The following is a 25,426-nucleotide window of genomic DNA, read 5'->3' as shown; positions in this document are numbered from 1 at the left end:
TCCGCGTGCCTGCGCCGGCTTGCTCACCGGCGCTTGCTCACTTGCGCATGACCTCGGGCTCGTGGCGCCGCAACAGCCGCGCGACCGCGACACCGCAGACCACACTGATCAGGAGCAGGATCGTGATGTTCAGACCCCACTGGCCCGCCGAGTGCTCCCACAGGGGGTCCAGGTCGGTCGGGTTGCCCGGGTCCCACGGCGGCATCAGGTGCGACAGGTCGAGCGTCGCGCCGGCTCCGGCGATGGCCCAGCGGGACGGCATCAGCCAGGCGAACTGCTCCAGGCCGGGCGAGCCGTAGACCTGGAAGAGGATGCCGGTGAAGACGACCTGGACGATGGCGAACATGACCAGCAGGGGCATGGTCTTCTCGGCGGTCTTCACCAGCGAGGAGATGACCAGACCGAACATCATCGAGGTGAAGCCGAGCGCGATGACGACCAGGCAGATCTCGACGGCCGGCGGCATGATCAGACCCTCCGCGGGCAGATCGCGGGTGGCGAAGCCGATGCCGCAGATGATCACGCCCTGGATGGCCGTGATCACACCGAGGACGATGACCTTGGACATCAGGTACGCCGAGCGGGCGAGGCCGGTGGCCCGTTCCCGTTCGTAGATGACCCGTTCCTTGATCAGTTCTCGTACGGAGTTGGCGGCGCCGGAGAAGCACATGCCGACCGCGAGGATCAGCATGATCGTGCCCGCGTCGCCGTTGAACCTGCTCGGCGCGCTGGGCGGCCCGAGGCCGAACTTCGCCGGGATGACCACGCTGACCAGGCCGAGGACGGCCGGCAGGACCACCATCAGGCCCATGAAGCCCTTGTCGGACGCGATGACCGAGGAGTACCGGCGGATCAGCGTCCACAGCTGGGAGCCCCAGCTCTGCGGCTTCGGCGGCCTCATCTGCTGCGGGGGCGGCATGTTCACCGACTGCGCGGCGACGGCGTCGATGTCCGCGGCGTACATCTGGTAGTGCTGCGAACCGCGCCAGCGGCCCGCCCAGTCGTAGTCGCGGTAGTTCTCGAACGCCGAGAAGACGTCGGCCCAGGTGCTGTAGCCGAAGAAGTTGAGTGCCTCCTCCGGCGGACCGAAGTACGCGACCGAGCCACCGGGGGCCATGACCAGGAGCTTGTCGCAGAGCCCCAGTTCGGCCACGGAGTGGGTGACCACCAGGACCGTGCGGCCGTCGTCGGCGAGGCCGCGCAGCAGCTGCATCACATCGCGGTCCATACCCGGGTCGAGGCCGGAGGTCGGCTCGTCCAGGAATATCAGCGACGGCTTGGTCAGCAGCTCCAGGGCGACGGAGACGCGCTTGCGCTGGCCACCGGAGAGCGAGGTGACCTTCTTTTCCTTGTGGATGTCGAGCTTGAGCTCGCGCAGCACCTCGTCGATACGGGCCTCCCGCTCGGCCTCGGCGGTGTCGCCGGGGAAGCGGAGCTTGGCCGCGTACTTGAGCGCCTTACGGACGGTGAGCTCCTTGTGCAGGATGTCGTCCTGCGGGACCAGACCGATGCGCTGGCGCAGTTCGGCGAATTGCTTGTAGAGGCTGCGGTTGTCGTAGAGGACATCGCCCTGGTTGGCGGGCCGGTAGCCGGTGAGCGCCTTGAGCAGGGTGGACTTGCCGGAACCGGACGGGCCGATGACGCCGATGAGCGACTTCTCCGGCACGCCGAAGGAGACGTCCCGAAGGATCTGCTTGCCGCCGTCGACCGTCACCGTGAGGTGGCGTGCGGAGAAGGAGACCTCACCGGTGTCGACGAACTCCTCAAGGCGGTCGCCCACGAGGCGGAAGGTCGAGTGACCGACGCCGACGATGTCGTTCGGGCCGATGAGTGCGGTGCCGGACTTGGCGATCGGCTGACCGTTGACGTAGGTGCCGTTGTGAGATCCGAGGTCGTGGATCTCGAAGCGGCCGTCGGGCGTGGCGGTGAACTCGGCGTGGTGGCGCGAGACCTGGAGGTCGGAGACCACCAGTTCGTTCTCGAGCGCACGGCCGATACGCATCACGCGGCCCAGCGACAGCTGGTGGAAGGTGGTCGGGCTGCGGTCCCCGTACACCGGCGGAGCCCCCGCGACACCGCCCGCGCCGCCCGGTCCCTGCTGGTGCGGGACCTGTGCCTGCGGTTGCTGTTGTTGCTGTGGCCACGCCTGCTGCGGCTGCGGCTGGGCCGGAGCCTGCTGCTGCGGCCAGCCCTGCTGTGGCTGAGCAGGGGCCTGTGCCTGGGCCGCTGCCTGCGCCTGCGGTGCCGCGCTGTATGCACCGGCACCCGCACTGGCCGCCTGGCCGGAAAGGCTCAACCGGGGGCCGTCGGTGGCGTTGCCGAGGTGCACGGCGGAGCCGGGGCCGATCTCCGTCTGATGGATGCGCTGGCCCTGCACATATGTACCGTTGGTGCTGCCGTGGTCCTCGATCACCCAACTGCGGCCGCTCCAGCTGATGCTGGCGTGCCGCCACGAGACCCTTGCGTCGTCGATCACCAGGTCACCCTGCGGATCACGTCCAAGGGTGTATGACCTGGACGGATCGAGGGTCCAGGTCCTTCCGTTCAATTCCAGTACGAGTTCCGGCACTCCATGCCCCACTAGTTGTCCCCCGAGTTACCCCCACACGGGGAGTCTAGGGATGGCGAACATCGTGAGGAACTATTTCAGGCCCGGTCCCGTATCCGAAAGCCGGGCCAGGTGAAGACCGAGTCCGGGTTGACCGTTGACGGAGGAGAAACGCGCACGGAGCATGGTAAGCGCCCACGAGAGCGTACGGATCATGCGTGAGTGGGGGCAACTGGGTCAAACCCAGCAAGGATCGGGGGGTCCGGATGGATGCAGGCGTGGGTGCCGAGAAGGTGCCCTGGGTCGATGTACTGCTGGCGTCCGTCGCGGCGGTGAGCTGGGCGCTGGTGGGAATGGCGGGCGCGGCGGCGCTCGGGCTGCATCTGCTGGGCGCGGATTCGGCGGGGTCGCTCGGGCCGATGACCGCGGCGGCGGTGGTGCTCGCGGTGGGCGGATCGGTCACACCGACAGGTGAGGTGTCCGCGTTCGGGCTGGAAGGCGCGCAGGCGCGGACCGCCGTCGACATCGCGCCACTTGGGGTGGGTCTGGTCGGGGCGCTGTTCCTTGCGTACTTCTTTCTACGGTCGCTGCGTCGCGCGTCGCCGTTCATCTCGGGGAGCGAACTCGCCGCGCGGGCGGGCGGGGTGGTGGCGCTGTTCGTCGCGACCGTCGGAGGCTTGGCGTGGGCAGGTCACGACGTGATCACGATCGACGGGGCGCGGCTGGGGCTCGACGTCGGCAGGATCCCGGGAGTGGGCGGCGGCGACGGTGGCGGTATCGAGGTGCCGGGGCTCGGCGACGTCGGCGACATCGGTGGGCTGCTGCCGGACCGCCTCGGGGATCTCGTGGACGCCAGGGCGGCGGTGGGGTTCAGCGTGAACACCGCGGATTCGCTGGCGGGAGCGCTGATCTGGGTGCTCGGGGTGCTCGTCGTCGCACTGCTCGCGTCCCGGCGTTCGCCCCTGCCGCCGGGGGCGGCGTGGGAGACCCTGCGCCGATGGGTCAGGCCGGCGGTGTCCGCGGTGGTGGCCGTACTGCTGGTCGCGGTCCTCGCGGGGTACGCGGCGGCGGCGTACGCGGCCATCGGCGACGACCATCCGAAGCGCATCGCCGGCGCGGCGCTGCTCGGTGCTCCGAACGGGGTGTGGCTCGGAATTCCGCTGGGGCTGTTCGTGCCGTGGGACGGCCGCGCGACGGGGCAGCTGGTGAATCTGCTGCCGGATCCGCTGGACGACCTGCTGGGGGTCTCGACGGACCAGCCGGTGACGGTGGGGCGGCTGGCCGGGCTGGACGGGCGGGTGTGGCTGCTGGCGGTCGCGGCGGCGGTGATGATGCTGTACGCGGGTGTGCTGACGGCATCGCGGACGACAGCGGTGACGGTGGCTTCGCCGGTGACGGTGGGTGGTCCCGGTGTTCTCGGGTTCGCCGGGTGGTGTGCGGTGCGGCTGGGCGCGGTGACCGGGCTCGCGCTGCCCCTGCTGGTGTGGCTGACGGGTGTGTCCGCGGACGCGTCGCTGTCGGTGCTGGGCTTCGACACATTGGGCGCGGGGGTGGAACTGCACGGGCGGCTGGGCGCCGCGCTGGTGCTGGGGGCTGTGTGGGGGGCGGGAGCGGGGGCGCTGGGGGCGGTGCTGGTGTGTGTGGTGCGGGGCGGGGTGCCGGTGGTGTCCGTTTCCGCGCCCGGTTCGGGGGCGGGGGCGGGGGCGGTGGATGTGCCGGGGCCGTATCGTCCGGCGCCGCCGTATCGTCCGTCGAACGACTCGACGAATCCGTATCTGCGCCTGCCACCGGAGATCCACGGTGCCCCGACGATGGCGGGCCCGACCCCACCGCTGCCCCCTCCACCTCCACCTCCGCCCCCGGAAGGGGAAGGCCCGCCACCCCCGGGGAGGCCGAGGTCAGGGCGGTGACCGGGTTCCGCTCCGTGCCGCGAAGCCGGGTACGGAGCCCTGGGGGCGCGGCCCCCGGTTCCGGGAAGGGTCGGGGCGGGGAGCACCCCCACCCGCCGTCCGGCAGGCGGGACAGGTCGTCTCACCCCCACCCGCGCCAGATACGGTGGAATCACCATGAGCGCATCGCAGACTTCCGACGTACGCACCCTCCTCGTCAAGATCTTCGGGAAGGACCGTCCCGGGATCACCGCCGGACTCTTCGACACCCTCGCCGCCTACGCCGTCGATGTCGTCGACATCGAGCAGGTCGTCTCCCGGGGACGCCTCGTGCTGTGCGCGCTCGTCACCGCGCCGAGCGCGGGCGGGACCAGCGAGGGCGACCTGCGGGCCACCGTGCACAGCTGGGCCGAGTCCATGAAGTTGCAGGCCGAGATCATCTCGGGTACCGGCGACAACCGCCCCCGTGGTAGCGGCCGTTCGCATGTCACCGTTCTCGGCCACCCACTGACCGCCGAGTCGACCGCCGCCATAGCGGCCCGGATCGCCGCCACCGGCGGGAACATCGACCGGATCTTCCGGCTCGCGAAGTACCCGGTCACGGCGGTGGAGTTCGCGGTGTCGGGCGTCGAGACCGAGGCCCTGCGCACCGTGCTGGCGACCGAGTCGGCCGGGATCGGTGTCGATGTGGCGGTCGTGTCGGCCGGGCTGCACCGCCGGGCGCAGCGGCTGGTCGTCATGGATGTGGACTCGACACTGATCCAGGACGAGGTCATCGAGCTGTTCGCGGCGCACGCGGGGTGCGAGGACAAGGTCGCCGAGGTCACGGCCGCGGCGATGCGCGGAGAGCTGGACTTCGAGCAGTCGCTGCACGCGCGCGTGGCGCTGCTCGCCGGCCTCGACGCCTCCGTGGTGGACAAGGTGCGCACCGAGGTCCGGATGACTCCCGGCGCCCGCACCCTGATCCGTACGCTCAAGCGCCTCGGTTACCAAGTGGGGGTCGTGTCCGGCGGTTTCACCCAGGTCACGGACGATCTCAAGGAGCGGCTCGGTCTCGACTTCGCCCAGGCGAACACCCTGGAGATCGTGGACGGCAAGCTCACCGGCCGGGTCACGGGCGAGATCGTGGACCGGGCGGGCAAGGCCAGACTGCTGCGCCGGTTCGCCGCGGAGGCGGGTGTGCCGCTCGCGCAGACCGTCGCGATCGGCGACGGCGCGAATGATCTGGACATGCTCAACGCTGCCGGTCTGGGCGTTGCCTTCAACGCCAAGCCCGTAGTCCGCAAGGCCGCCCACACCGCGGTCAACGTGCCGTTCCTGGACACCGTGCTGTATCTGCTGGGCATCACCCGCGAAGAGGTCGAGGCCGCGGACGACCCGGGCGCCGAACACTGAGGGCTGTCCCGCAATCGCCCGGCGGGGGATCGCGGGACAGCCCTGAGGGCCTCTCGTTCGGATCTTGCCGGGCTCGCGTGCTCCGGCACCGCGCACTGATCCGGTCCGATCCAGACAGAAGACCCTGGGCCGCGAACCAGGTGAGACGTCGCGGACACGACCCAGTCCTGACAGACAGGAGGCCCCGACGCTCGGGCGCCGGGGCCGATCTGTCTGCGGGGCCGATCTATCGGGCGGGCGGCGGCATCACGTGTGGGGGGCCCAGTAGTCGAGCAGCGTGCCCACGCCGTGCTCCACCGACTTCCAGGAGCCCGTGAAACCGACCACCGCGATCGCCGCGGCCGGGAAGCCGGTCTGGGTCATCCGGGCCAGGGTGTCGCCCTCGGCCTTGCCCGAGAGCGCGTCCGCAAGGGCGTGCATCCCCGGGTTGTGTCCGATGACCAGCAGGTCGTTCACCTCGTCCGGGGCCTCGTTCAGCACCGCGAGAAGATCGCCGAGGGAGGCTTCGTACAGCCTCTCCTCGTACACCGTCTTCGGTCGGTGGGGCAGCTCGTGCACCGCTAGCTTCCAGGTCTCGCGCGTTCTGGTCGCGGTCGAGCACAGAGCCAGATCGAAGGCAATACCAGTATCGGCCAGCCTGCGGCCGGCCGTCGACGCGTCCAGACGTCCGCGCTCGGCGAGCGGGCGATCGTGGTCGGGCACCTGCGGCCAGTCGGCCTTCGCATGCCGGAGGAGGACGATCCTGCGGGATTCGGGGGATCCGGGGGTCGTCCCCCCGGAAGACACGGCGTCGCTCATGCACCCCAGCTTCGCATGAAATGCGCCAGCGGGCGCAGGGTGTTGACGGGCTCCCCCCGTCACGGGTGAACGCCTCACCGGCCGAGCGTGTGCTGAATGCGCTCCAGGATCTGTCCGACCGCGTGCTCACTGCCCACGGCCTGTGCCTGGCCGGGGTCGGCGATCAGCAGCAGCAGAACGACGAAAGCGATCATCGGCAGGGCGAGGGCCCACCACGGCAGCCTGATGTCGACGCTGCCCGTGGCCTGGGCCTGGGACGGGGTGTGCGTGTGCGCCGACATGGCCGCCTCCATGGCTCCGTAGGTCTGCGGTTCGATGCTTCAAACCTACGGATCATGGGCGTACGGGCCCATCCGGCGACCCACCCACTTCACCCTGACCCTGGCCCCCTAGGGGATGGTGGTGCTGGCACCACCATGGGCCGTCGGGAGCCCAACACCGCGGTCAGGGAGAGGCGATGGACGCGATGATCCCGATCAGGACCGTGATGGCGATCATGGCTCCGAAGACATAGAGAAGCTTCTTCTGGCCGTTCTGGGGACTGGGGTCGAGCAGAGGCATGGGGCCAGTCTCGCACCTCAGCATTCGTCCTCGATCGTCCGGTCCCTTCCAGCGAGGATGCCGACCGCGATCTGGGGCACGATCAGCCCCGCCATCAGCGCGACCGGCGGCCCCCAGCCGCCGCTGTGCTGGTAGAGGACGCCGACCAGGAGCGGGCCGGGGATGGAGATCAGATAGCCGGTCGACTGCGCGAAGGCCGAGAGGCGTACGACTCCGGCGCCGCTCCTCGACCGCATGCCGATCATGGTGAGGGCGAGAGGGAAGGCACAGTTGGAGATGCCCAGCAGCAGCGCCCAGGCCCAGGCTCCCGCGGCGGGGGCGAGAAACAGGCCCGCGTAGCCGGTCAGTCCGCACAGTCCGAGGGCGACGACGATCGGGCCCTGGGTCTTCATCCGGGTGGCGAGCCTCGGGATGACGAAGGCGAGCGGCACGCCCATCACCATGGTCACGGCGAGCAGCACTCCGGCCGTGCCGGCCGGGACACCCGCGTCCCGGAAGATCTGGGGCATCCAGCCCATGGTGATGTAGGCGCCGGTGGCCTGGAGTCCGAAGAAGCAGCCGAGGGCCCAGGCGGTGGGGCTGCGGGTGATCCTGGGGGCCGGGGACTGCTGGTCCCGTGCGGCCGGGGTGCTCCGTGCGGCGGCGCTCCGGTCGCGCAGGAGGGCCATCCAGGGCAGTACGGCGAGGACGGCGGGGAGGGCCCAGATCCCGAGTCCGGCGCGCCAACTGCCGCCCAGCGCCTCGGTCATGGGCACGGTCGCGGCGGCGGCCATGGAAGTGCCGAGCGCCAGGGCCATCGAGTAGAGGCCGGTCATGGAGCCGACGCGATCAGGGAAGTAGCGCTTGACGATCACCGGCATGAGGACGTTGCTGACGGCGATGCCCATGAGGGCGAGCGCGCTGGCGGCGAGGAAGCCCGCCGTGCCTCCCGCGAAGGGCCTGATCAGCAGTCCGGTGGCGATGGCCGCCAGGCCGGCGCAGACGACGGCGCCCGGTCCGAAGCGGCGGGCCAGCCGGGGCGCCGCGATCCCGAAGAGCGCGAAGCAGAGGGGTGGCACGGAGGTGAGCACTCCGGCCACGCTGCCGCTCATGTGCAGCCCGGTCCGAGCCTCTTCCAGGAGCGCGCCGAGACTGGTGATGGCGGGCCGGAGGTTGAGTGCCGCGAGGACGATCCCGGCGATCATGAGCCGGGTGAGCCAAGGGCGCGGGGACGCGGCCGCCTCGGCGGTACGGTCCGTGGTGGCGGGGCTCGGGGTCCGGGTCTCGGCCAGGGTCTGTGTCCGGGTCACGTCGGGCATGAGGCCATCATAGAATCATGGGATGATTGATTGTCCAATCCTCAACTCGTTTCGTACGCAAGGAGCACCATGGCGTTGACCTCCCCCCGGCGTTCCGCGCTGTCCGACCAGGTGATCACCGAGCTGCGGAACCAGATCACCTCGGGCGAGTGGCCGGTGGGCTCACGCATCCCCACCGAACCGGAGCTGGTCGAGCAGCTGGGCGTGGCCCGCAACACCGTCCGCGAGGCGGTCCGCGCCCTCGCGCACAACGGTCTTCTGGACATCCGCCAGGGCTCGGGGACGTATGTCGTGGCCACGAGCGAGCTGGCCGGAGTGATGCACCGCCGCTTCGCCGACGCCGACCCCCGCCATGTCGCCGAGCTGCGCTCCACCCTGGAGTCATCGGCCGCGAGGCTCGCCGCCGAGCGTCGTACCCCTCGGGATCTGCGGCAGCTGGACACACTCCTCGCCCGCCGCGAGGAGGCGTGGGCGACGGGTGATGCCGAACGGTTCGTCGCCGCCGACGCCACCTTCCACCTGGCGGTGGTGGCCGCCTCGCACAACGAGGTGCTCACCGAGCTCTACGCCGACCTCGGCGATCTGCTCCGGGACTGGCTGCGCGACGACGTAGGCCATGAACTGCGCCCGGAGAACCACATGGACCACGCGCGGATGGTCGAGGCCATCCGCGCGGGCGACGGCGACGCCGCGGCCACAGAGGCGGCCGGTTACCCGTTCATGTGCCTGCGGAGTCCTTCAGAGGCTGATGACTGACCCAGACCGTGCGGACCTCTTTCCAGCAGCGGTCGGTGAGCTCGGCGTAGTCGGCCGGGCCCACCTCGACGGGCGCGCTGTCCACGTCGATGTCCCACCAGCGATCGCACTCGACATGCAGGCGGACACGGTCGGTGGAGGGGTACGGATTGTGGCAGTAGGCGGTGGCGCGGGAGCCGTCGACGACGGTGCGGCAGTCGGCCTCGTAGGTCGGGGGCTTGACCGGTGTCCGGGGCAGAGGCTCTTGGCTGTACGGCAGCGAGGCAGCGGTGGGCGCCGCGAACAGCGTCACTGTCACCGCGATCAGTGCGGAGGCGAAACGCCAGGTCGTAGGCACAATCAGGACCTCCTCGGCTGTACTGCGGCCCGCCGGGCCGCGGCTGCACCACAAGGGGGATTGCCTCTCAAGCCTCGCCGCCGCGGAGGCACACCGCGCGCGCTGGCAGCCGAACGGGCGACGCCCCGCTCCCCGGCACGGAGCGGGGAGCGGGGCGTCGTCGTACGAGGGGCTATGCGCCCATCATGTGCACGCCACCGTCGACGTGGACGATCTCGCCGGTGGTCTTCGGGAAGAAGTCCGAGAGCAGCGCGACCACGCCGAGACCGGCCGGCTCCGGGTCGGACATGTCCCACTCCAGCGGGGAACGGTGGTTCCACACGTCCGCCAGCTCCGAGAAGCCCGGGATGGACTTGGCGGCCATCGAGCCGATCGGTCCGGCCGAGATCAGGTTGCAGCGGACATTCTGCTTGCCGAGGTCACGGGCCAGGTAGCGGCTGGTGGCCTCCAGGGCGGCCTTCGCCGGGCCCATCCAGTCGTACTGCGGCCAGGCGAACTGCGCGTCGAAGGTCAGGCCGACGACGGAGCCGCCCTCCTGCATCAGCGGCAGGCAGGACATCGTCAGCGACTTCAGCGAGAACGCCGAGACGTGCATCGCGGTGGACACCGACTCGAAGGGCGTGTTGAGGAAGTTGCCGCCGAGCGCGTCCTGCGGCGCGAAGCCGATGGAGTGGACGACTCCGTCCAGACCGCCGAGCTCCTCGCGTACGACGTCCTCGACCCGGGCCAGGTGCTCGTCATTGGTGACGTCGAGCTCGATGACCTTGGCGGGCTTGGGCAGCTTCTTGGCGATGCGCTCGGTGAGGGTGGGCCGCGGGAACGCGGTGAGGATGACGTCCGCGCCCTGTTCCTGAGCCACCTTGGCGGTGTGGAAGGCGATGGAGGACTCCATCAGGACACCGGTGATCAGAATGCGCTTGCCGGCGAGGATTCCACTCATGTGATCAGTGACCCATGCCCAATCCGCCGTCAACGGGGATGACGGCTCCAGTGATGTACGAGGCGTCGTCGGAGGCGAGGAAGCGCACCGTGGCGGCGACCTCCTCCGGCTGCGCGTAGCGGCCGAGCGGCACCTGGGCGACGATGCCCGCGCGCTGCTCGTCGCTGAGGACCCGGGTCATGTCGGTGTCGACGAATCCGGGGGCGACAACATTGAACGTGATGTTCCGCGAGCCCAGCTCACGGGCGAGGGAGCGGGCGAAGCCGACGAGGCCGGCCTTCGAGGCGGCGTAGTTCGCCTGCCCCGGGGAGCCCTGGAGCCCCACGACGGAGGAGATCAGCACGACGCGGCCCTTCCTCGCGCGCAGCATGCCGCGGTTGGCTCGCTTGACGACCCGGAAGGTGCCGGTGAGGTTGGTGTCGAGGACGGAGGTGAAGTCCTCCTCGGACATCCGCATCAGCAGCTGGTCCTTGGTGACGCCGGCGTTGGCCACCAGCACCTCGACGGGACCGTGCTTCTCCTCGATCTCCTTGTAGGCCTGCTCCACCTGCTCGGCGTCGGTGATGTCGCACTTGACGGCCAGGAAGCCGGCCGGCGGCTCGCCGGATCGGTAGGTGACGGCGACCTTGTCGCCGGCATCGGCGAACGCGCGGGCGATGGCGAGGCCGATGCCCCGGTTTCCTCCGGTGACGAGAACCGAGCGGCTCAACGGATCACCCTTTCGATAGTGGTCTGGTACTGCGAAAACCTATCGGTCCCCTCCCCTTCACGGAGAATCGGGCCCTGACAGCGCCTTCATCCAGTCACTGTCGGGTCCCTACAGAATGCCGCTGGGCAATGGCCACTCCGGCGCGACATGATCGGGGGCGACCCGTCTCGACGACAGGAGACATCCGTGCCTCATTCCATCGACGAAGCCTTCACAGCGCTGCCGCTGCGGGCACTCGCCGACGCGGCGCTCGCCCGGGCGCGTGCGCTCGGCGCCGAGCATGCCGACTTCCGATTCGAGCGCGTACGCAGTGCGGCGTGGCGCCTGCGCGACGCCAAGCCCGCCGGATCGTCGGACACCACCGACCTCGGTTACGCGGTGCGTGTGGTCCACGGCGGCGCCTGGGGGTTCGCCTCCGGGGTCGACATGACCATGGACGCGGCTGCCAGGGTCGCGGGCCAGGCGGTCGCGATGGCCAAGCTGTCGGCGAAGGTGATCGCGGCAGCGGGCTCCGACGAGCGGGTGGAGCTGGCGGACGAGCCGGTGCACGCGGACCGCACCTGGATCTCCTCGTACGAGATCAATCCGTTCGAGGTGGCCGACGAGGAGAAGTCGGCGCTGCTCGCGGAGTGGAGCGGCCGGCTGCTGCGCGCGGACGGCGTGGCGCATGTGGACGCGTCGCTGCTCACCGTCCAGGAGAACAAGTTCTACGCGGACACCGCGGGCACCGTCACCACGCAGCAGCGGGTGCGCCTGCATCCTCAGCTGACCGCGGTCGCCGTCGACGAGACGACCGGCGAGTTCGACTCGATGCGCACGATCGCCCCGCCGGTGGGGCGCGGCTGGGAGTATCTGTCCGGCACGGGCTGGGACTGGGACTGGGAGCTGGAACGGATCCCGTCGCTGCTCGCGGAGAAGATGCGCGCGCCGAGCGTCGAGGCGGGTCGGTACGACCTGGTGGTCGATCCGTCGAACCTGTGGCTGACCATCCATGAGTCGATCGGTCACGCGACGGAGCTGGACCGGGCGCTGGGGTACGAGGCGGCCTACGCCGGGACGTCCTTCGCCACGTTCGACAAGCTGGGGAAGCTGGCGTACGGCTCCTCGGTCATGAACGTGACGGGCGACCGGACGGCGGAGCACGGTCTCGCCACGATCGGGTTCGATGACGAGGGCGTCGAGGCGCAGTCGTGGGACCTGGTCAAGGACGGCACGCTGGTGGGCTACCAGCTGGACCGGCGGATCGCGAAGCTGACGGACCTCGGCCGGTCCAACGGCTGCGCGTACGCGGACTCCCCCGCCCATGTGCCGGTGCAGCGTATGGCGAACGTCTCCCTCCAGCCGGACCCGGGCGGTCTGTCCACGGACGATCTGATCGGGGGCGTCGAGCGCGGGATCTATGTCGTCGGCGACCGGTCGTGGTCGATCGACATGCAGCGGTACAACTTCCAGTTCACCGGGCAGCGTTTCTTCCGCATCGAGAACGGCAGGCTGGCCGGTCAGCTGCGCGATGTGGCGTACCAGGCGACGACGACGGACTTCTGGGGCTCGATGGAGCAGGTGGGGGGCCCGCAGACCTATGTCCTGGGCGGCGCCTTCAACTGCGGCAAGGCCCAGCCGGGCCAGGTCGCGGCGGTGTCCCACGGCTGCCCGTCCGCGCTGTTCCGCGGAGTGAACATCCTCAACACCACGCAGGAGGCCGGTCGATGAGCCGCAGCAGCAAGCCGCACGAGATCGTCGAGCGGGCCCTGGAGCTGTCCACGGCCGACGGTTGCGTCGTCATCGCCGACGAGCACTCCTCGGCCAATCTGCGCTGGGCCGGCAACGCGCTGACCACCAACGGCGTCACCCGTGGCCGCACCCTGACCGTCATCGCCACCGTCGACGGCGCCGAGGGCACCGCGTCCGGTGTCGTCTCGCGGTCCGCCGTCACCGACGACGACCTCGCACCGCTCGTACGGGCCGCGGAGACCGCCGCCCGTGGGGCCGGTCCCGCCGAGGACGCCCAGCCGCTCGTCACCGGCGTCCCTGACTCCCCCGACTTCACCGACGCGCCCGCCGAGACCTCCTCCGGTGTCTTCGCGGACTTCGCCCCCGCGCTGGGTGAGGCCTTCGCCCGCGCACGGGCCGGTGGCCGTGAGCTGTACGGCTTCGCCAACCACGAGCTGACGACCACCTATCTCGGCACGTCCACGGGGCTGCGGCTGCGCCACGACCAGCCGAACGGCACGCTGGAGGTCAACGCCAAGTCCCCCGACCGCTCCCGGTCCGCCTGGGCGGGCCGCTCCACCCGGGACTTCAAGGACGTGGACCCGGGCCTGCTCGACGCGGAGCTCGCGCAGCGGCTCGGCTGGGCCGAGCGCCGTATCGATCTGCCCGCCGGCCGGTACGAGACGCTGTTGCCGCCGACCGCGGTCGCGGATCTGCTGATCTACCAGCTGTGGTCGTCGACCGCCCGGGACGCGGCAGAGGGCCGTACGGTCTTCTCCAAGCCGGGTGGCGGCACCCGCGTCGGCGAGAAGCTCTCCGAGCTTCCGCTGACCCTGCGCAGCAACCCGAACGAGCCGGGGCTCGAGTCCGCGCCGTTCGTGATCGCGCACTCCTCCGGGGACGACGCCTCCGTCTTCGACAACGGTCTGCCGCTGTCGGCGACGGACTGGGTGCGCGGGGGGACGCTGGAGCACCTGGTCACCACCCGGCACAGCGCCGCCCTGACCAAGCTGCCGGTCGCGCCGGGGATCGGCAATCTGATCCTGGACGGCGGCGGGGAGCGTTCGCTGGACGAGATGGTCGCGGCCACCGCGCGCGGTCTGCTGCTGACCTGCCTCTGGTACATCCGCGAGGTCGACCCGGCGACGCTGCTGCTGACGGGGCTGACCCGGGACGGCGTCTATCTCGTGGAGAACGGCGAAGTGGTCGGCGAGGTGAACAACTTCCGGTTCAACGAGTCGCCCGTCGATCTGCTCTCGCGGGCGACCGAGGCGGGCCGGACCGAGAAGACGCTGCCGCGCGAGTGGGGTGACTGGTTCACCCGGGCCGCGATGCCCGCGCTCCGGGTCCCGGATTTCAATATGAGTTCGGTCAGCCAGGGCGTATAACCTCGTACACGTCTATTGGCACAGCGAAGGAGACGCGAGAGACGTGACGGACATCGTCGACGAACTGCAGTGGCGCGGGCTGATCGCCCTCTCCACTGACGAGGACGCATTGCGCAAGGCGTTCGCGGACGGTCCTGTCACGTTCTATTGCGGCTTCGACCCGACCGCGCCCAGCCTGCACCTCGGCAACCTGGTCCAGATCCTGACCATGCGCCGGATCCAGCTGGCGGGCAACCGCCCGCTGGGTCTGGTCGGCGGCGCGACGGGTCTGATCGGCGACCCGAAGCCGAACTCCGAGCGCACGCTGAACGCGCCGGAGGTCGTCGCGGGCTGGGTGGAGCGGCTGCGGGGGCAGATCGAGCGGTTCCTCGACTTCGAGGGCCCGCACGCCGCGACCATGGTCAACAACCTGGACTGGACGTCGGGGCTGTCGGCGATCGACTTCCTGCGTGATGTCGGCAAGTACTTCCGGGTCAACAAGATGATCGCGAAGGAGGCGGTCGCCCGGCGGCTGAACTCCGACACGGGCATCAGCTACACCGAGTTCAGCTACCAGATCCTGCAGGGCATGGACTTCCTGGAGCTGAACCGCCGGTACGGCTGCACCCTCCAGACCGGCGGCAGCGACCAGTGGGGCAACCTCACCGCGGGCACCGACCTGATCCACCGGGTCGAGCCGCAGGCCGAGGTGCACGCGCTGGCCACTCCGCTGATCACCAAGGCCGACGGCACGAAGTTCGGCAAGACGGAGAGCGGAACGGTCTGGCTCGACCCCGAGCGGACCACTCCGTACGCCTTCTACCAGTTCTGGCTGAACGCGGACGACCGTGATGTCTCCAAGTTCCTGCGGATCTTCAGTTTCACGTCCCGCGAGGAGATCGAGGAGCTGGAGAAGCTGACCGAGGAGCGGCCACAGGCGCGTGCTGCCCAGCGGGCGCTTGCGGAGGAGCTGACGACACTCGTCCATGGCGCGGACGAGTGCGCGGCGGTCGTCCATGCCTCGAAGGCTCTGTTCGGTCAGGGCGAACTGGCCGAGCTCGATGAGCCGACGCTGCGCGCCGCGCTCTCCGAGCTGCCGAACGCCCAGGTCACGGAGCTGGGACCGGTGGTGGACCTGTTCGCCGAGGTCGGTCTGGTGCCCAGCAAGTCGGCCGGCCGCCGCACCGTGAAGGAGGGCGGGGCCTATGTGAACAACGCCAAGGTCACCGCCGAGGACGCGGTGCCGGCGACGGAGGATCTGCTGCACGGCCGGTGGCTGGTACTGCGCCGTGGCAAGAAGAACCTCGCCGCGGTCGAGGTCACCTCGGCCTGAGGCACGGCTCGCGGAACGGCGTCCGGGCATCCCGCCCGGACGCCGTTCGTTCAGGCGCGCTGTCTCTTGTTGCCCTTCACCGCCGTGTAGGCCTTCTCCCCCAGGTAGACGATCAGGACGGCCGCTGCGATCTGCAGGACGTGCCGACCCCAGTCGATCCCCTTGGTCTCGTCGATCCCGAACAGCACTGCGAGCCAGTTGCCGATGACGGCACCGCCGATACCGCAGATGGTGGCCAGCCAGAGGGGAATGTGCTGCTTGCCGGGGATGATCGCCTTGGCGATCAGGCCCAGAACGAATCCCACGATGATGGCCCACAACCAGCTCATGGCTGCCTCCAGGTACGGCTCTGCGTGAGCAGTGATGCCGCCAGTCTCGGGCCACCCGTCATACAGCGCATGTCGGGCAAGCCCATACACGCTACGCCGCAGCCCGGGCACGCAGCCGGGAGGCGACCCGCTCTCGTAGCTGTCGGATGCGCGGCGTACCGTGGAAGGCGTCGGGACCGGGGAGCGTCCGGCGCGGAAACTCGGGTGGTGGAACGTGATGCGGAAGCATGGCAGTGCGGAGGTCTTCCGGATCACCGGCGCGCGCCAGGGTCTCGCCGACGATGTGCGCGGCAGGCAGCGTCGCTATGTGATCTCGATGTCGGTGCGGACCGTGGCGGTGATTCTCGCCGCCGTCCTGTGGAGCGTGGAACGCCATGTGGCGATTGTGGCGCTGGTGGTCGGTGGCATACTCCCCTACATCTCCGTGGTGATCGCGAACGCGGGCCGGGAGAACGCCCCTTCACTGCCATCGACCTTCGTCTCCACCCCCTCCCGGCCCATGATCGCGCCCTACACCGAGCCCACCGTTTCGGAGCCCGGGACGGAATCGGAAAGCGGTCCGCAGAGCTCGAAAGAGCGGGAGCAGAGCTGACTCCAGGGGGCCTGCCAGGTCCTTTGAAGCTCACGAAAAGCTCAGATCAATCGTGAAGTTCCGGTGCACCGCACCCCACTCCCCGTGACATACTTCGTAGGCGCTCCGCATCCCCCGTCGGAGCGACGGACCGACGCCGGGCAGCTCCCCCCGTGGCTGCTCGGCGTCGCCATGTGACGGCCTTCCATACGGACGTAAGAGTGCGCCAGAGTGAGTGACGAGACCCCGATCTGCTCCGCGAAGGGCTGCCGCGCCGACGCCGTCTGGGTGCTCGCGTGGAACAACCCGAAGCTGCACACTCCCGAGCGCCGCAAGACCTGGCTCGCCTGTGACGAGCACCGTGAGTATCTGTCCAACTTCCTTGGCCTGCGCGGCTTTCTGAAGGATGTCGTGACGCTCGACGAGTGGGAGAAGGGTCCCGGCTCCGGCTCAGCCGCCGATCGCTGACATCGGGCGGTCGGGCTGCAGGAACGACGGGTCGTCGAGGCCCGAGCCAGCCTTCTTGCCCCACATCGCCAGCTTCCAGATGCCGGCTATCTCCTCGTCCGGCGCGTCCGAACGCAGCGCGGACCGCAGGTCCGTCTCCTCGCGGGCGAACAGACAGGTGCGGACCTGTCCGTCGGCGGTGAGCCGGGTGCGGTCGCAGGCACGGCAGAAGGGGCGGGTGACCGAGGCGATGACCCCGACCCGCTGGGGTCCTCCGTCGACGATCCAGCGCTCCGCGGGCGCCGAGCCACGGGCCTCGTCGCCCTCTGCGGTGAGCGTGAAGCGCGTCCGCAGGGAGGCGAGGATGTCACCCGCGGTGATCATGCCGTCACGCTTCCAGCCGTGCTGTGCGTCGAGCGGCATCTGCTCGATGAAGCGCAGCTCGTAGTCGTGGGCCACGGCCCACGCGAGCAGCTCGGGGGCCTCGTCGTCATTGAGGCCCGGCATCAGGACGGTGTTGACCTTGACGGGGGTGAGGCCCGCGGCGCGGGCGGCCTCCAGGCCGTCCAGCACATCGTGGTGGCGGTCACGCCGGGTGAGGGTCTTGAAGACGTCGGGCCGCAGGGTGTCCAGCGAGACATTGACACGGTCCAGGCCGGCGGCCTTGAGGGCGCTCGCCGTGCGCTTGAGCCCGATGCCGTTGGTGGTCAGCGACATCGTGGGGCGGGGTGCCAGGGACGCGCAGCGCTCGACGATCCCGACCAGGCCGGGCCGGAGCAGCGGCTCTCCGCCGGTGAAGCGGACCTCGGTGACACCGAGGTCGGTGACGGCGATGCGAATCAGCCGGACGATCTCGTCGTCACTGAGGAGATCGGGCTTGGCGAGCCACTGGAGCCCCTCTTCGGGCATGCAGTACGTGCAGCGCAGATTGCACCGGTCGGTCAGTGAAACGCGCAGGTCAGTGGCCACACGGCCATAGGTGTCGATGAGCACTGTGGGCCCCCTCCCCGCTAGGCGGATCATATTGCTTCCGAGCCTACGCCAGCGGTCCGACAACGCGTGGGGCCGATTGTCACGAGGCGCTGCAGGGCCGTGTCGTAGGACTCTACGACACGGCCCTGTCCTCGATGCGTACGATGCCCGGTCAGTGCGCTCCGATCCCGGTGAGCGACTTGACCTCGAGCTCCGCGTACTTTCCCTTGTCGGGCTCCCCCTTGGAGAGCAGGGTGCCGAGCCAGCCGAGCAGGAAGCCCAGCGGAATCGAGACGATGCCCGGATTCTCCAGCGGGAACCAGTAGAAGTCCGCTCCCTTGAACATGGAGGTGGGCTTGCCGGAGACGACCGGCGAGAACAGCACCAGCACCACGGCCGAGGCCAGGCCGCCGTAGATGGACCACAGGGCGCCCTGGGTGGTGAACCTCTTCCAGAACAGGCTGTAGAGGATCGTCGGCAGATTCGCCGACGCGGCGACCGCGAAGGCGAGGGCGACCAGGCCTGCGACGTTCAGGTCGCGGGCCATCGCGCCGAGTGCGATGGAGACGATACCGATGGCGACGGTCGCCCAGCGGGCGGCGCGTACCTCTTCCTTCTCGGTGGCCTGGCCCTTGCGGATGACGTTGGCGTAGATGTCGTGCGCGAACGAGGACGAGGACGCCAGGGTCAGGCCCGCCACCACCGCGAGAATCGTGGCGAAGGCCACCGCGGAGATCACCGCGAGCAGGATCGAGCCTCCGGTGGAGCCCGAGCCACCGCCGATCTCCAGGGCCGCCAGCGGTGCCGCGGTGTTGCCCGCCTTGTTCGAGGCGATGATGTCCCCGGGCTTGAGGATGGCCGCGGCGCCGAAGCCGAGCACGATCGTCATCAGATAGAACGCGCCGATGATGCCGATCGCCCAGTTGACGGACTTACGGGCGGCCTTGGCGGTGGGCACCGTGTAGAAGCGGATCAGGATGTGCGGCAGTCCCGCGGTGCCGAGGACCAGCGCGATACCGAGCGAGATGAAGTCCAGCTTCGACGTGCCCGTGGCGCCGTACTTGAGTCCCGGCTCCAGGAAGGCCGCGCCCTTGCCGCTGTTCTCGGCGGCCTTGCCGAGCAGGTCGGAGAGGTTGAAGTTGAACTTCAGCAGAATCAGGAAGGTGATCAGGACGGTGCCCGCGATGAGCAGGACCGCCTTGACCATCTGCACCCAGGTGGTGCCCTTCATGCCTCCGATGGTCACGTACACGATCATCAGGACGCCGACCAGGGCGACGATCGCGATCTTGCCTGCGTCGCTGGTGATGCCGAGCAGCAGCGAGACCAGCACACCGGCGCCCGCCATCTGCGCCAGCAGATAGAAGATCGAGACGACGATGGTGGAGGTGCCGGCGGCGGTGCGGACCGGACGCTGGCGCATCCGGTAGGCGAGGACGTCTCCCATCGTGTACCGGCCGGAGTTGCGCAGCGGCTCGGCGACCAGCAGCAGCGCGACCAGCCAGGCCACGAGGAAGCCGATGGAGTAGAGGAAGCCGTCGTAGCCGAAGAGAGCGATGGCGCCGGCGATACCGAGGAACGACGCGGCGGACATGTAGTCGCCGGAGACCGCGAGCCCGTTCTGGAACCCGGTGAACTGGCGCCCGCCCGCGTAGAAGTCGGCGGCGCTCCTGGTCTGGCGTCCGGCCCACACGGTGATGACCAGGGTGGCGACGACGAAGCATGCGAAGAGCGTGATGATCAGCGGGCGGTGCTCGCTCGCGCCCTCGGCGGCGAGGAGGACGGCGGGACTCGCGGCGTGCGGCGCGCTCATGCGTCGGCCTCCATGCGGGACTTGATCGCCTCGGCCTTCGGGTCGAGCTCGGCCGCGGCATGACGCGAGTAGAGCCAGGCGATGAGGAACGTGGTGGCGAACTGGGCGAGTCCGAAGACGAGGGCGACGTTGATGTTGCCGAACAGCTTCGTGCCCATGAAGCCGCCGGCGTAGTTCGACAGCAGTACGTACAGCAGGTACCAGGCGATGAACGCGACGGTCAGCGGGAAGGCGAAGGAGCGGTACGCGCGGCGCAGTTCGCCGAATTCCGCGCTCTCCTGCACCTCGACGAACGACTCTGTCGTGGGTTGGGCGGGGCTGGTCTCCGCTACGCCCGGGGGCGGCGGTGCATCGGTGGCCACGGAATCTCCTCGCGACACGGGTGCGGTGGGAAAGGACATGGGGACGACCTCACTGTCGGGGGTGGTTTTGATGTTGCTCCACCCCCTGACAACGGCACGGAGAGCACGCCGAACCGGTTCAACGTCGGCCTTTTTCTTCCGCTTTCCTCATGAACTCATTGCTGGCGGCGCGTGATCGGCGATAGCTTCGCTGGTCATGTACCCGCCCATTCGCACCCTGTGTCCGGGCGGTTGTCACGGATGATGTGGAGAACCCATGGCTCATCTGGGATCCAGACGACGACGCGCACTCGCCCTGCCCATCGGTCTGGCGCTCACTGCCTCGCTCGGCTTCCTTCCCGCGGGAGCCGCCTCGGCGGCCCCGGCGGACGAGGTCCCCGCCACGGTGGTGACCGACGGCCCGAAGCTGTCGTACGTCGTGAACGTGAAGGGCGGCCACAGCACCGCCACGTCGGTGAAGAAGGCGATAGCCAAGGCCGGCGGTTCGGTGGTGATCGCCTATGACCAGATAGGCGTCATAGTCGTCCACTCGCAGAACCCCGACTTCGCCAAGACGATCCGTAAGGTCCGGGGCGTGCAGTCGGCCGGCGCGACGCGCACCGCGCCGATCGCCGCCGCGAGCGACAACTCGATCAACTCCGAGCGTCCGCTGACCGCCCAGGAGGCGAAGGCGGCAGCGTCGCAGGCCGAGGCGGGCCAGGACCCGCTGGAGCCCCTTCAGTGGGACCTGCCGGCCATCAAGGCGGACAAGGCCCATGAGAAGACCCTGGGCAGCAAGAAGGTCACGGTCGCTGTCATCGACACCGGCGTCGACGACACGCACCCCGACCTCGCGCCGAACTTCGACGTCAACGCGTCGGCCAACTGCGTGACCGGCAAGCCGGACACCACCCCGGGCTCCTGGCGGCCCGCCGTCGGCGAGAGCGACCACGGCACGCACGTCGCGGGCACCATAGCCGCGGCCAAGAACGGCGTCGGTGTCACCGGTGTCGCCCCGGGCGTCAAGGTCGCCGGCATCAAGGTGGCGACCACGGCGGGCTTCTTCTACACCGAGTCGGTCGTCTGCGGCTTCGTCTGGGCCGCCGAGCACGGCGTCGATGTGACCAACAACAGCTACTACACCGACCCGTGGCTGTTCAACTGCAAGAACGACCCCGACCAGGGCGCCCTGGTGGAGGCCGTCACGCGCGCCACCCGGTACGCGGAACGCAAGGGCACCGTCAACGTCGCCGCGGCCGGCAACTCCGAGACGGACCTCGCCTCCGACGCGATCACGGACACGACGAGCCCGAACGACACCACCCCGGTCGAGCGGGTCATCAACCCGCGCGAGTGCCTGGACATCCCTTCCCAGCTGCCCGGAGTCGTCACCGTCTCGGCGCTCGGCGCGAAGGGTCTGAAGTCCTCGTACTCCAACTACGGCCTCGGCATGATCGACATCTCCGCCCCGGGCGGTGACTCGACCGCCTTCCAGAAGCCGGACGCGCCGGCCGTCGACGGCCGGATCCTGTCGACGCTGCCGGGCGGCAAGTACGGTTACAAGGCCGGTACGTCCATGGCGTCGCCGCATGTCGCGGGCGTCGTCGCGCTGATCAAGTCGAAGCACCTGCATGCCTCCGCGGCGGCGATCAAGGCGCTGCTGTACGGGGAGGCCGACGACACGGCCTGCACCGACCCGTACGACATCAACGGCGACGGCACGATCGACGCGGTGTGCGAGGGCGGTAAGCGCTACAACGGCTTCTACGGCACGGGCGTCGCGGACGCTCTGGACGCGGTCCGCCGGTAACAGCCGCTCACCGCGGCACTTTTCGGGGCCGGACGCGAGTTTCGCGTCCGGCCCTTGGCGGACAGAGCACCTACGGCTTGATGAGGACCGTCAGCGCGGTGCGCTCGTCCATGGCCCGGTAGCCCGCGGGGACACCGTCGAGGCCGACCGACAGGTCGAAGACGGGCGAGGGGGCGAGGGGCGCGTCCAGGACGTCGGGGAGCAGTTGCGGGATGGACGCGCGCACGGGCGCGGCGCCGCCGCGCAGGGCGATGTCAGACGCCCACCGCGCCGAGCAGGGATCCGGCCGCATAGGTGACCGCCATCGCCAGCGCTCCCCCGCCCATGTTCCGCAGCACCGCGGGTGCCACCGCCGCCGCGCCGAGGCGTGCGCTCCACCAGCCCGTCAGAGCCAGGGCCGCGAGCACCGACAGGACCGTGACCGTCAGCCGCAGCCAGGAGGGCGGCAGCACGATCGCCAGCAGCGGCAGCAGCGCCCCCACCGTGAAAGCGAGGAAGCTCGCACCCGCCGCATGCCAGGGGTTGGCCAGCTCGTCCGGGTCGATGCCCAGCTCCACGCGCGCGTGGGCGCGCAGCGCGTCGCGTTCGGTGAGCTGCTCCGCCGCCTCGCGTGCCACCTCCCGCGACAGACCGCGGGCCGCCAACAGCCCGGTCAGCTCATCGAGTTCCTCCACCGGCTGTTCGCGCAGCTCGCGCCGCTCCTGCGCCAGGGCAGCCTTCTCCGAGTCGCGCTGGGTGGAGACGGAGACGTACTCACCTGCCGCCATGGACATCGAACCGGCCAGCAGTCCCGTGAGGCCCGCCGTGAGCAGGGCCGAGCGCGAGCCGGTGGCCCCGGCGACACCGACGACGAGGCCCGCGGTGGAGACGACGCCGTCGTTGGCGCCGAGGACCGCGGCGCGCAACCAGTTGAGGCGCGTGCCGAGCCCCCCGCCGTGGGCTTCGTCGTGCGGTGTGTCAGTCACTCCGGGAGGGTCTCACCCTCCTCCTCACCACACGCGCACCGACCCGCCCCGCGCGAACGCGGGGCTGGTCGCCCGCACCGGGATCGCGGTCAGCGGCCGGGCGATCTCCTCGACGGTCGGGCCGACTTCGGCCGCGATGGGATCGAGGAGGCCGAGGTCGAAGCCGTAGACGCGGGCGGCGTTGCCGCCGGCCATCGCCGCGACCTCGTGCCTCGGCAGCCCCGCGTAGGCGATGCGGAGGCCTTCGCGGGAGTACGGGGTGGTGCCTTCGTCGTGTGGATAGTCGCTGCCCCACATGATCTTGTCGAGGCCGATCCGGTCACGCAGCGGAACCTCGTGCGGGCGCATGAAGCTGGCGCCGACGAAGCAGTTGTCGCGCCAGACCTCGCTCGGTCCCCGGCCCATCGAAGCGGCCAGCCCCGCACCGAACTTGGACTCGGCCGTGGAGGCGCGGGTCGCCGCCGCGACGAGCCGCCCATGGTAGTAGTCCAGCATGTCGAGCACGCCCGGGATCCACCCCGAGCCCTGCTCGGTGAGGACCAGTGTCAGGTCCGGGTGACGGCGGAAGGCCCCGCCGAAGATCAGATGCCACAGGGCCCGGTGCGAGAACCAGGTCGTCTCCACCATGAACACCGCACGGGCCGCGGGCTCCTCGCCGAGCGGCGGCGAGGCCGAGCCCCCGTGGTGGTTGACGGGGACGCCCAGCTCGTCGCAGACCGCCCAGATCGGGTCGTACGTCTGCGAGTACAGCTCGGGAAGTCCGGAGCCCGGCGGGGTGCCCGGCAGCAGGATCCCGCCGGTGAGACCGGACCGGTGGGCGCGGCGGATCTCACGGACCGCCTCGTCGACGTCGTTGAGCAGGATCTGCGCGACACCGGCGCGCCGCCCGGGCGCCGCCGCACAGAAGTCGGCGAGCCAGCGGTTGTGGGCGCGCAGACCCGCCCAGCGCCGCTCGTACTCCTCCCGCGTGGGCGCCGGGGCCAGCAACGAGGCACTGGGGAAGAACGGCGGGATGGTGTTGGGGAAGACGACCTCGGCGACGATGCCGTCGGCCTCCAGCTCGCACAGCCGGCGCTCGGAGTTCCAGTTGCGGTCGGCGGTGTCGGCGACCAGGTCTTCGTACGGGTTGACATAGCCCGCCGCCCAGACGTCGAAGTCGTCGTGGTACGTCTTCTCCAAGTACGGCTTGTAGTCCAGGAGATCGGCCCCGGCGTGGCAGTCGGCGGAAATGACGGTGTAGCGGTCCGTCATGACGAGGCCCCAAGGACCGGGAAGTCGTGGTCGGTCAGCCAGTGGCGGCCCACCTCGCGCGACCTCGCCCACGATGCCTCGACGGCACTCTGGTCCTGCGACTGGCCCAGTTCGCCCGGGGTCGGTCCGATGCGGCGGGCGAGCGGGGCGAGGGCCGCGGTGTCGAAGCCGAAGACGTCCGCCGCGGCCAGGCCCAGCATGCGGCGGGTCTCGGCCACCGGGATGTCGTGGAAGGTTCTCGCCAGCCACGCGCGCGTGTCGGGCCAGGTCCCCTCCGGGTGCGGGAAGTCGCTGCCCCAGAGGATGTTGTCGACGCCGATCTCGTACCGCTGGGCAAGTTCGCGCCGCTTGGTGTTGGTGGCGCAGATGAAGATCTGACGGTCGAGATACTCACTCGGCGGGCGCTTCAGCTCCGCGAACGGCGACAGCTTCTTGCCGCCGTGCGCCCCGAGGTAGAGCCGGTCCATGAACCACAGCTGGTTGGGCAGCCACCAGCAGCCGGACTCGGCGATACCGAACCTCAGGCCCGGGTGGCGCTCGAAGACGCCGGACCAGAGCAGGAACCACAGCGGCCTGGCCGGCCACCAGGTGACCTCCGAGACATAGATGCCGAGGTGGTCGCCGTACTCGTGCCGGGGGGCCGCGCCGGAGTGGGTGAGGACCGGCATGCCGGTCTCCGCCGCGGCCGCCCACACCGGGTCGTAGCGCCGGTCGTGATAGGGCGCCCTGTCCACCCACATCGAGGGGATCATCAGCGCGCCGAGCCCGGACTCCTTGGCCCGGTGGACCTCGGCGACCACCGTCGCGGGCTCCGCCGTGATGGGCAGCAGGGCGACGCCGCAGTGACGCTCGGGGTTCTCGGAGACGAACTCGGCCAGCCAGCGGTTGTGCGCCCGTGCTCCCGCCATGCCGAGTTCCGGGTCCTGGTCCCCGGAGAGCCCGAGCCCCACCCCGAAGGGTGCGGCGGTCTGGCTGTCGACGGCGTCCGCGTCGGGGAAGACGACCTCGCCCGCCACTCCGTCGCCGTCGAGCTCCTTGAGCCGCTGAGCCGGGTCCCAGCCGCCCTTGAGGCCTTCCTCGTTGTCGCTGAACCACTTCTCGGCGAACGCCTCGTTGCGTACGCCGAGCCGGGTCATCTCCTCGTGGCGGCGGTCGCGCCCGGCGAGGAACACGTCGAAGTCCCGGTGGAAACGGGAGTCGAGATAGGGCCGGTACCGCTCGGTGGGCAGCCCGGCGTGGCAGTCGGAGGAGATGATCAGGTACGGGTCGTTCGGCTCGGTCATCGT

24 protein-coding genes and 1 pseudogene are annotated in these 25,426 nt (G+C 69.8%); 9 read left to right on the top strand and 16 right to left on the bottom strand.

Going from position 1 to position 25,426, the window contains the following annotated elements; genetic code table 11:
- Nucleotides 1–37 precede the first annotated feature (37 nt).
- Entirely contained in the window at nucleotides 38–2,581 is a 2,544-nt protein-coding gene (locus OG293_RS28590; RefSeq protein WP_406001656.1) for an FHA domain-containing protein, read from the bottom strand.
- 245 nt (nucleotides 2,582–2,826) lie between these two features.
- Here OG293_RS28590 and OG293_RS28585 point away from each other — a divergent pair, with 245 nt between their 5' ends.
- Nucleotides 2,827–4,458 (top strand): streptophobe family protein, encoded by a 1,632-nt coding sequence (locus tag OG293_RS28585; RefSeq protein WP_406001655.1) that lies wholly within the window; start codon nucleotides 2,827–2,829, stop codon nucleotides 4,456–4,458.
- A 156-nt stretch (nucleotides 4,459–4,614) separates the two neighbouring features.
- Complete coding sequence (gene serB, locus OG293_RS28580) at nucleotides 4,615–5,832, top strand: phosphoserine phosphatase SerB (RefSeq protein ID WP_406001654.1); 1,218 nt, start codon at nucleotides 4,615–4,617, stop codon at nucleotides 5,830–5,832.
- A 246-nt stretch (nucleotides 5,833–6,078) separates the two neighbouring features.
- On the opposite strand, the gene OG293_RS28575 is transcribed toward serB, so the two are convergent.
- From OG293_RS28575 to OG293_RS28560, 4 genes are all read right to left on the bottom strand, one after another.
- On the bottom strand, nucleotides 6,079–6,630 hold the full coding sequence (locus OG293_RS28575; RefSeq protein WP_406001653.1) for a SixA phosphatase family protein: 552 nt from the start codon (nucleotides 6,628–6,630) through the stop codon (nucleotides 6,079–6,081).
- 74 nt (nucleotides 6,631–6,704) lie between these two features.
- Nucleotides 6,705–6,911 (bottom strand): hypothetical protein, encoded by a 207-nt coding sequence (locus tag OG293_RS28570; protein ID WP_406001652.1) that lies wholly within the window; start codon nucleotides 6,909–6,911, stop codon nucleotides 6,705–6,707.
- 163 nt (nucleotides 6,912–7,074) lie between these two features.
- The gene (locus OG293_RS28565) at nucleotides 7,075–7,191 is read right to left on the bottom strand and encodes an SGM_5486 family transporter-associated protein (protein ID WP_406001651.1); all 117 of its coding nucleotides are present in this window, start codon (nucleotides 7,189–7,191) and stop codon (nucleotides 7,075–7,077) included.
- A 17-nt stretch (nucleotides 7,192–7,208) separates the two neighbouring features.
- Entirely contained in the window at nucleotides 7,209–8,489 is a 1,281-nt protein-coding gene (locus tag OG293_RS28560) for a CynX/NimT family MFS transporter (RefSeq protein ID WP_406001650.1), read from the bottom strand.
- 69 nt (nucleotides 8,490–8,558) lie between these two features.
- Between OG293_RS28560 and OG293_RS28555 the strand changes: the two genes are divergently transcribed.
- Nucleotides 8,559–9,245 carry a FadR/GntR family transcriptional regulator gene (locus tag OG293_RS28555; RefSeq protein WP_406001649.1) on the top strand — a complete coding sequence of 229 codons (687 nt, stop codon included), beginning with the start codon at nucleotides 8,559–8,561 and terminating at the stop codon, nucleotides 9,243–9,245.
- Here the strand turns inward: OG293_RS28555 and OG293_RS28550 are convergent.
- The 3 genes from OG293_RS28550 to fabG form a co-directional block, all read right to left on the bottom strand.
- Nucleotides 9,208–9,582 (bottom strand): hypothetical protein, encoded by a 375-nt coding sequence (locus tag OG293_RS28550; RefSeq protein ID WP_406001648.1) that lies wholly within the window; start codon nucleotides 9,580–9,582, stop codon nucleotides 9,208–9,210. The two genes, OG293_RS28555 and OG293_RS28550, sit on opposite strands and share 38 nt — an antisense overlap.
- Nucleotides 9,583–9,754: 172 nt before the next feature.
- Entirely contained in the window at nucleotides 9,755–10,522 is a 768-nt protein-coding gene (gene fabI / locus OG293_RS28545) for an enoyl-ACP reductase FabI (protein ID WP_406001647.1), read from the bottom strand.
- Between the two features lie 4 nt (nucleotides 10,523–10,526).
- Complete coding sequence (gene fabG / locus OG293_RS28540) at nucleotides 10,527–11,231, bottom strand: 3-oxoacyl-[acyl-carrier-protein] reductase (RefSeq protein WP_406001646.1); 705 nt, start codon at nucleotides 11,229–11,231, stop codon at nucleotides 10,527–10,529.
- A gap of 186 nt (nucleotides 11,232–11,417) precedes the next feature.
- Between fabG and OG293_RS28535 the strand changes: the two genes are divergently transcribed.
- Genes OG293_RS28535 through tyrS form a run of 3 tightly spaced genes read left to right on the top strand, consistent with a single transcriptional unit; the run spans nucleotide 11,418 to nucleotide 15,641 of the window.
- Nucleotides 11,418–12,941 (top strand): TldD/PmbA family protein, encoded by a 1,524-nt coding sequence (locus OG293_RS28535; RefSeq protein WP_406001645.1) that lies wholly within the window; start codon nucleotides 11,418–11,420, stop codon nucleotides 12,939–12,941.
- The gene (locus tag OG293_RS28530) at nucleotides 12,938–14,329 is read left to right on the top strand and encodes a metallopeptidase TldD-related protein (protein WP_406001644.1); all 1,392 of its coding nucleotides are present in this window, start codon (nucleotides 12,938–12,940) and stop codon (nucleotides 14,327–14,329) included. Before OG293_RS28535 ends, OG293_RS28530 begins: the two co-directional genes overlap by 4 nt.
- A gap of 43 nt (nucleotides 14,330–14,372) precedes the next feature.
- Nucleotides 14,373–15,641: a tyrosine--tRNA ligase gene (gene tyrS / locus OG293_RS28525; protein WP_406001643.1), complete on the top strand. Its 1,269-nt coding sequence runs from the start codon at nucleotides 14,373–14,375 to the stop codon at nucleotides 15,639–15,641.
- Between the two features lie 50 nt (nucleotides 15,642–15,691).
- Here the strand turns inward: tyrS and OG293_RS28520 are convergent, their stop codons facing one another.
- Entirely contained in the window at nucleotides 15,692–15,970 is a 279-nt protein-coding gene (locus OG293_RS28520; protein WP_406001642.1) for a GlsB/YeaQ/YmgE family stress response membrane protein, read from the bottom strand.
- A 217-nt stretch (nucleotides 15,971–16,187) separates the two neighbouring features.
- Here OG293_RS28520 and OG293_RS28515 point away from each other — a divergent pair, with 217 nt between their 5' ends.
- Together OG293_RS28515 and OG293_RS28510 are read left to right on the top strand one after the other, a co-directional pair.
- Entirely contained in the window at nucleotides 16,188–16,562 is a 375-nt protein-coding gene (locus OG293_RS28515; protein ID WP_406003739.1) for a DUF3099 domain-containing protein, read from the top strand.
- A 210-nt stretch (nucleotides 16,563–16,772) separates the two neighbouring features.
- A complete protein-coding gene (locus OG293_RS28510) occupies nucleotides 16,773–17,009 on the top strand; it encodes a hypothetical protein (RefSeq protein ID WP_406001641.1) in 237 nt (78 codons plus the stop codon).
- On the opposite strand, the gene moaA is transcribed toward OG293_RS28510, so the two are convergent.
- The 3 genes from moaA to OG293_RS28495 all read right to left on the bottom strand — a co-directional run bounded on the left by moaA (nucleotide 16,992) and on the right by OG293_RS28495 (nucleotide 20,135).
- Complete coding sequence (moaA, locus tag OG293_RS28505) at nucleotides 16,992–17,981, bottom strand: GTP 3',8-cyclase MoaA (protein WP_406001640.1); 990 nt, start codon at nucleotides 17,979–17,981, stop codon at nucleotides 16,992–16,994. The genes OG293_RS28510 and moaA overlap by 18 nt on opposite strands.
- Nucleotides 17,982–18,132: 151 nt before the next feature.
- The gene (locus tag OG293_RS28500; RefSeq protein WP_406001639.1) at nucleotides 18,133–19,773 is read right to left on the bottom strand and encodes a cation acetate symporter; all 1,641 of its coding nucleotides are present in this window, start codon (nucleotides 19,771–19,773) and stop codon (nucleotides 18,133–18,135) included.
- The gene (locus OG293_RS28495; protein WP_406001638.1) at nucleotides 19,770–20,135 is read right to left on the bottom strand and encodes a DUF485 domain-containing protein; all 366 of its coding nucleotides are present in this window, start codon (nucleotides 20,133–20,135) and stop codon (nucleotides 19,770–19,772) included. The genes OG293_RS28500 and OG293_RS28495 overlap by 4 nt, the downstream gene beginning before the upstream one ends.
- A 256-nt stretch (nucleotides 20,136–20,391) precedes the next feature.
- On the opposite strand from OG293_RS28495, the gene OG293_RS28490 reads away from it, so the two are divergent.
- Nucleotides 20,392–21,924, top strand: coding sequence for a S8 family peptidase (locus OG293_RS28490; RefSeq protein WP_406001637.1), 1,533 nt, complete (start codon nucleotides 20,392–20,394; stop codon nucleotides 21,922–21,924).
- A gap of 70 nt (nucleotides 21,925–21,994) precedes the next feature.
- Here OG293_RS28490 and OG293_RS28485 read toward each other — a convergent pair.
- The 4 genes and pseudogenes from OG293_RS28485 to OG293_RS28470 form a co-directional block, all read right to left on the bottom strand.
- Nucleotides 21,995–22,180, bottom strand: a pseudogene (locus tag OG293_RS28485) (IMP dehydrogenase); the annotation flags it as partial.
- Entirely contained in the window at nucleotides 22,179–22,889 is a 711-nt protein-coding gene (locus tag OG293_RS28480; RefSeq protein WP_406001636.1) for a VIT family protein, read from the bottom strand. The pseudogene OG293_RS28485 and the gene OG293_RS28480, both read right to left, overlap by 2 nt.
- A 24-nt stretch (nucleotides 22,890–22,913) precedes the next feature.
- On the bottom strand, nucleotides 22,914–24,140 hold the full coding sequence (locus tag OG293_RS28475; protein WP_406001635.1) for an amidohydrolase family protein: 1,227 nt from the start codon (nucleotides 24,138–24,140) through the stop codon (nucleotides 22,914–22,916).
- Nucleotides 24,137–25,423, bottom strand: coding sequence for an amidohydrolase family protein (locus tag OG293_RS28470; RefSeq protein ID WP_406001634.1), 1,287 nt, complete (start codon nucleotides 25,421–25,423; stop codon nucleotides 24,137–24,139). Before OG293_RS28470 ends, OG293_RS28475 begins: the two co-directional genes overlap by 4 nt.
- Between the last annotated feature and the right edge of the window lie 3 nt (nucleotides 25,424–25,426).

Origin of the sequence: Streptomyces sp. NBC_00829, assembly GCF_045161795.1 — a bacterium.
GTDB lineage: Bacteria > Actinomycetota > Actinomycetes > Streptomycetales > Streptomycetaceae > Streptomyces.
The sequence above is the reverse complement of the archived record's forward strand: the minus strand, read 5'-3'. Positions and strand labels throughout refer to the sequence as shown.

Excerpts from the sequence above, each read along its gene's own strand:
- serB (WP_406001654.1), top strand. The coding sequence starts at position 4,615 with ATGAGCGCATCGCAGACTTCCGACGTACGCACCCTCCTCGTCAAGATC.
- OG293_RS28575 (WP_406001653.1), bottom strand. The coding sequence starts at position 6,630 with ATGAGCGACGCCGTGTCTTCCGGGGGGACGACCCCCGGATCCCCCGAA.
- OG293_RS28570 (WP_406001652.1), bottom strand. The coding sequence starts at position 6,911 with ATGTCGGCGCACACGCACACCCCGTCCCAGGCCCAGGCCACGGGCAGC.
- OG293_RS28565 (WP_406001651.1), bottom strand. The coding sequence starts at position 7,191 with ATGCCTCTGCTCGACCCCAGTCCCCAGAACGGCCAGAAGAAGCTTCTC.
- OG293_RS28560 (WP_406001650.1), bottom strand. The coding sequence starts at position 8,489 with ATGCCCGACGTGACCCGGACACAGACCCTGGCCGAGACCCGGACCCCG.
- OG293_RS28555 (WP_406001649.1), top strand. The coding sequence starts at position 8,559 with ATGGCGTTGACCTCCCCCCGGCGTTCCGCGCTGTCCGACCAGGTGATC.
- fabI (WP_406001647.1), bottom strand. The coding sequence starts at position 10,522 with ATGAGTGGAATCCTCGCCGGCAAGCGCATTCTGATCACCGGTGTCCTG.
- OG293_RS28530 (WP_406001644.1), top strand. The coding sequence starts at position 12,938 with ATGAGCCGCAGCAGCAAGCCGCACGAGATCGTCGAGCGGGCCCTGGAG.
- OG293_RS28520 (WP_406001642.1), bottom strand. The coding sequence starts at position 15,970 with ATGAGCTGGTTGTGGGCCATCATCGTGGGATTCGTTCTGGGCCTGATC.
- OG293_RS28515 (WP_406003739.1), top strand. The coding sequence starts at position 16,188 with ATGCGGAAGCATGGCAGTGCGGAGGTCTTCCGGATCACCGGCGCGCGC.
- OG293_RS28500 (WP_406001639.1), bottom strand. The coding sequence starts at position 19,773 with ATGAGCGCGCCGCACGCCGCGAGTCCCGCCGTCCTCCTCGCCGCCGAG.
- OG293_RS28490 (WP_406001637.1), top strand. The coding sequence starts at position 20,392 with ATGGCTCATCTGGGATCCAGACGACGACGCGCACTCGCCCTGCCCATC.
- OG293_RS28475 (WP_406001635.1), bottom strand. The coding sequence starts at position 24,140 with ATGACGGACCGCTACACCGTCATTTCCGCCGACTGCCACGCCGGGGCC.
- OG293_RS28470 (WP_406001634.1), bottom strand. The coding sequence starts at position 25,423 with ATGACCGAGCCGAACGACCCGTACCTGATCATCTCCTCCGACTGCCAC.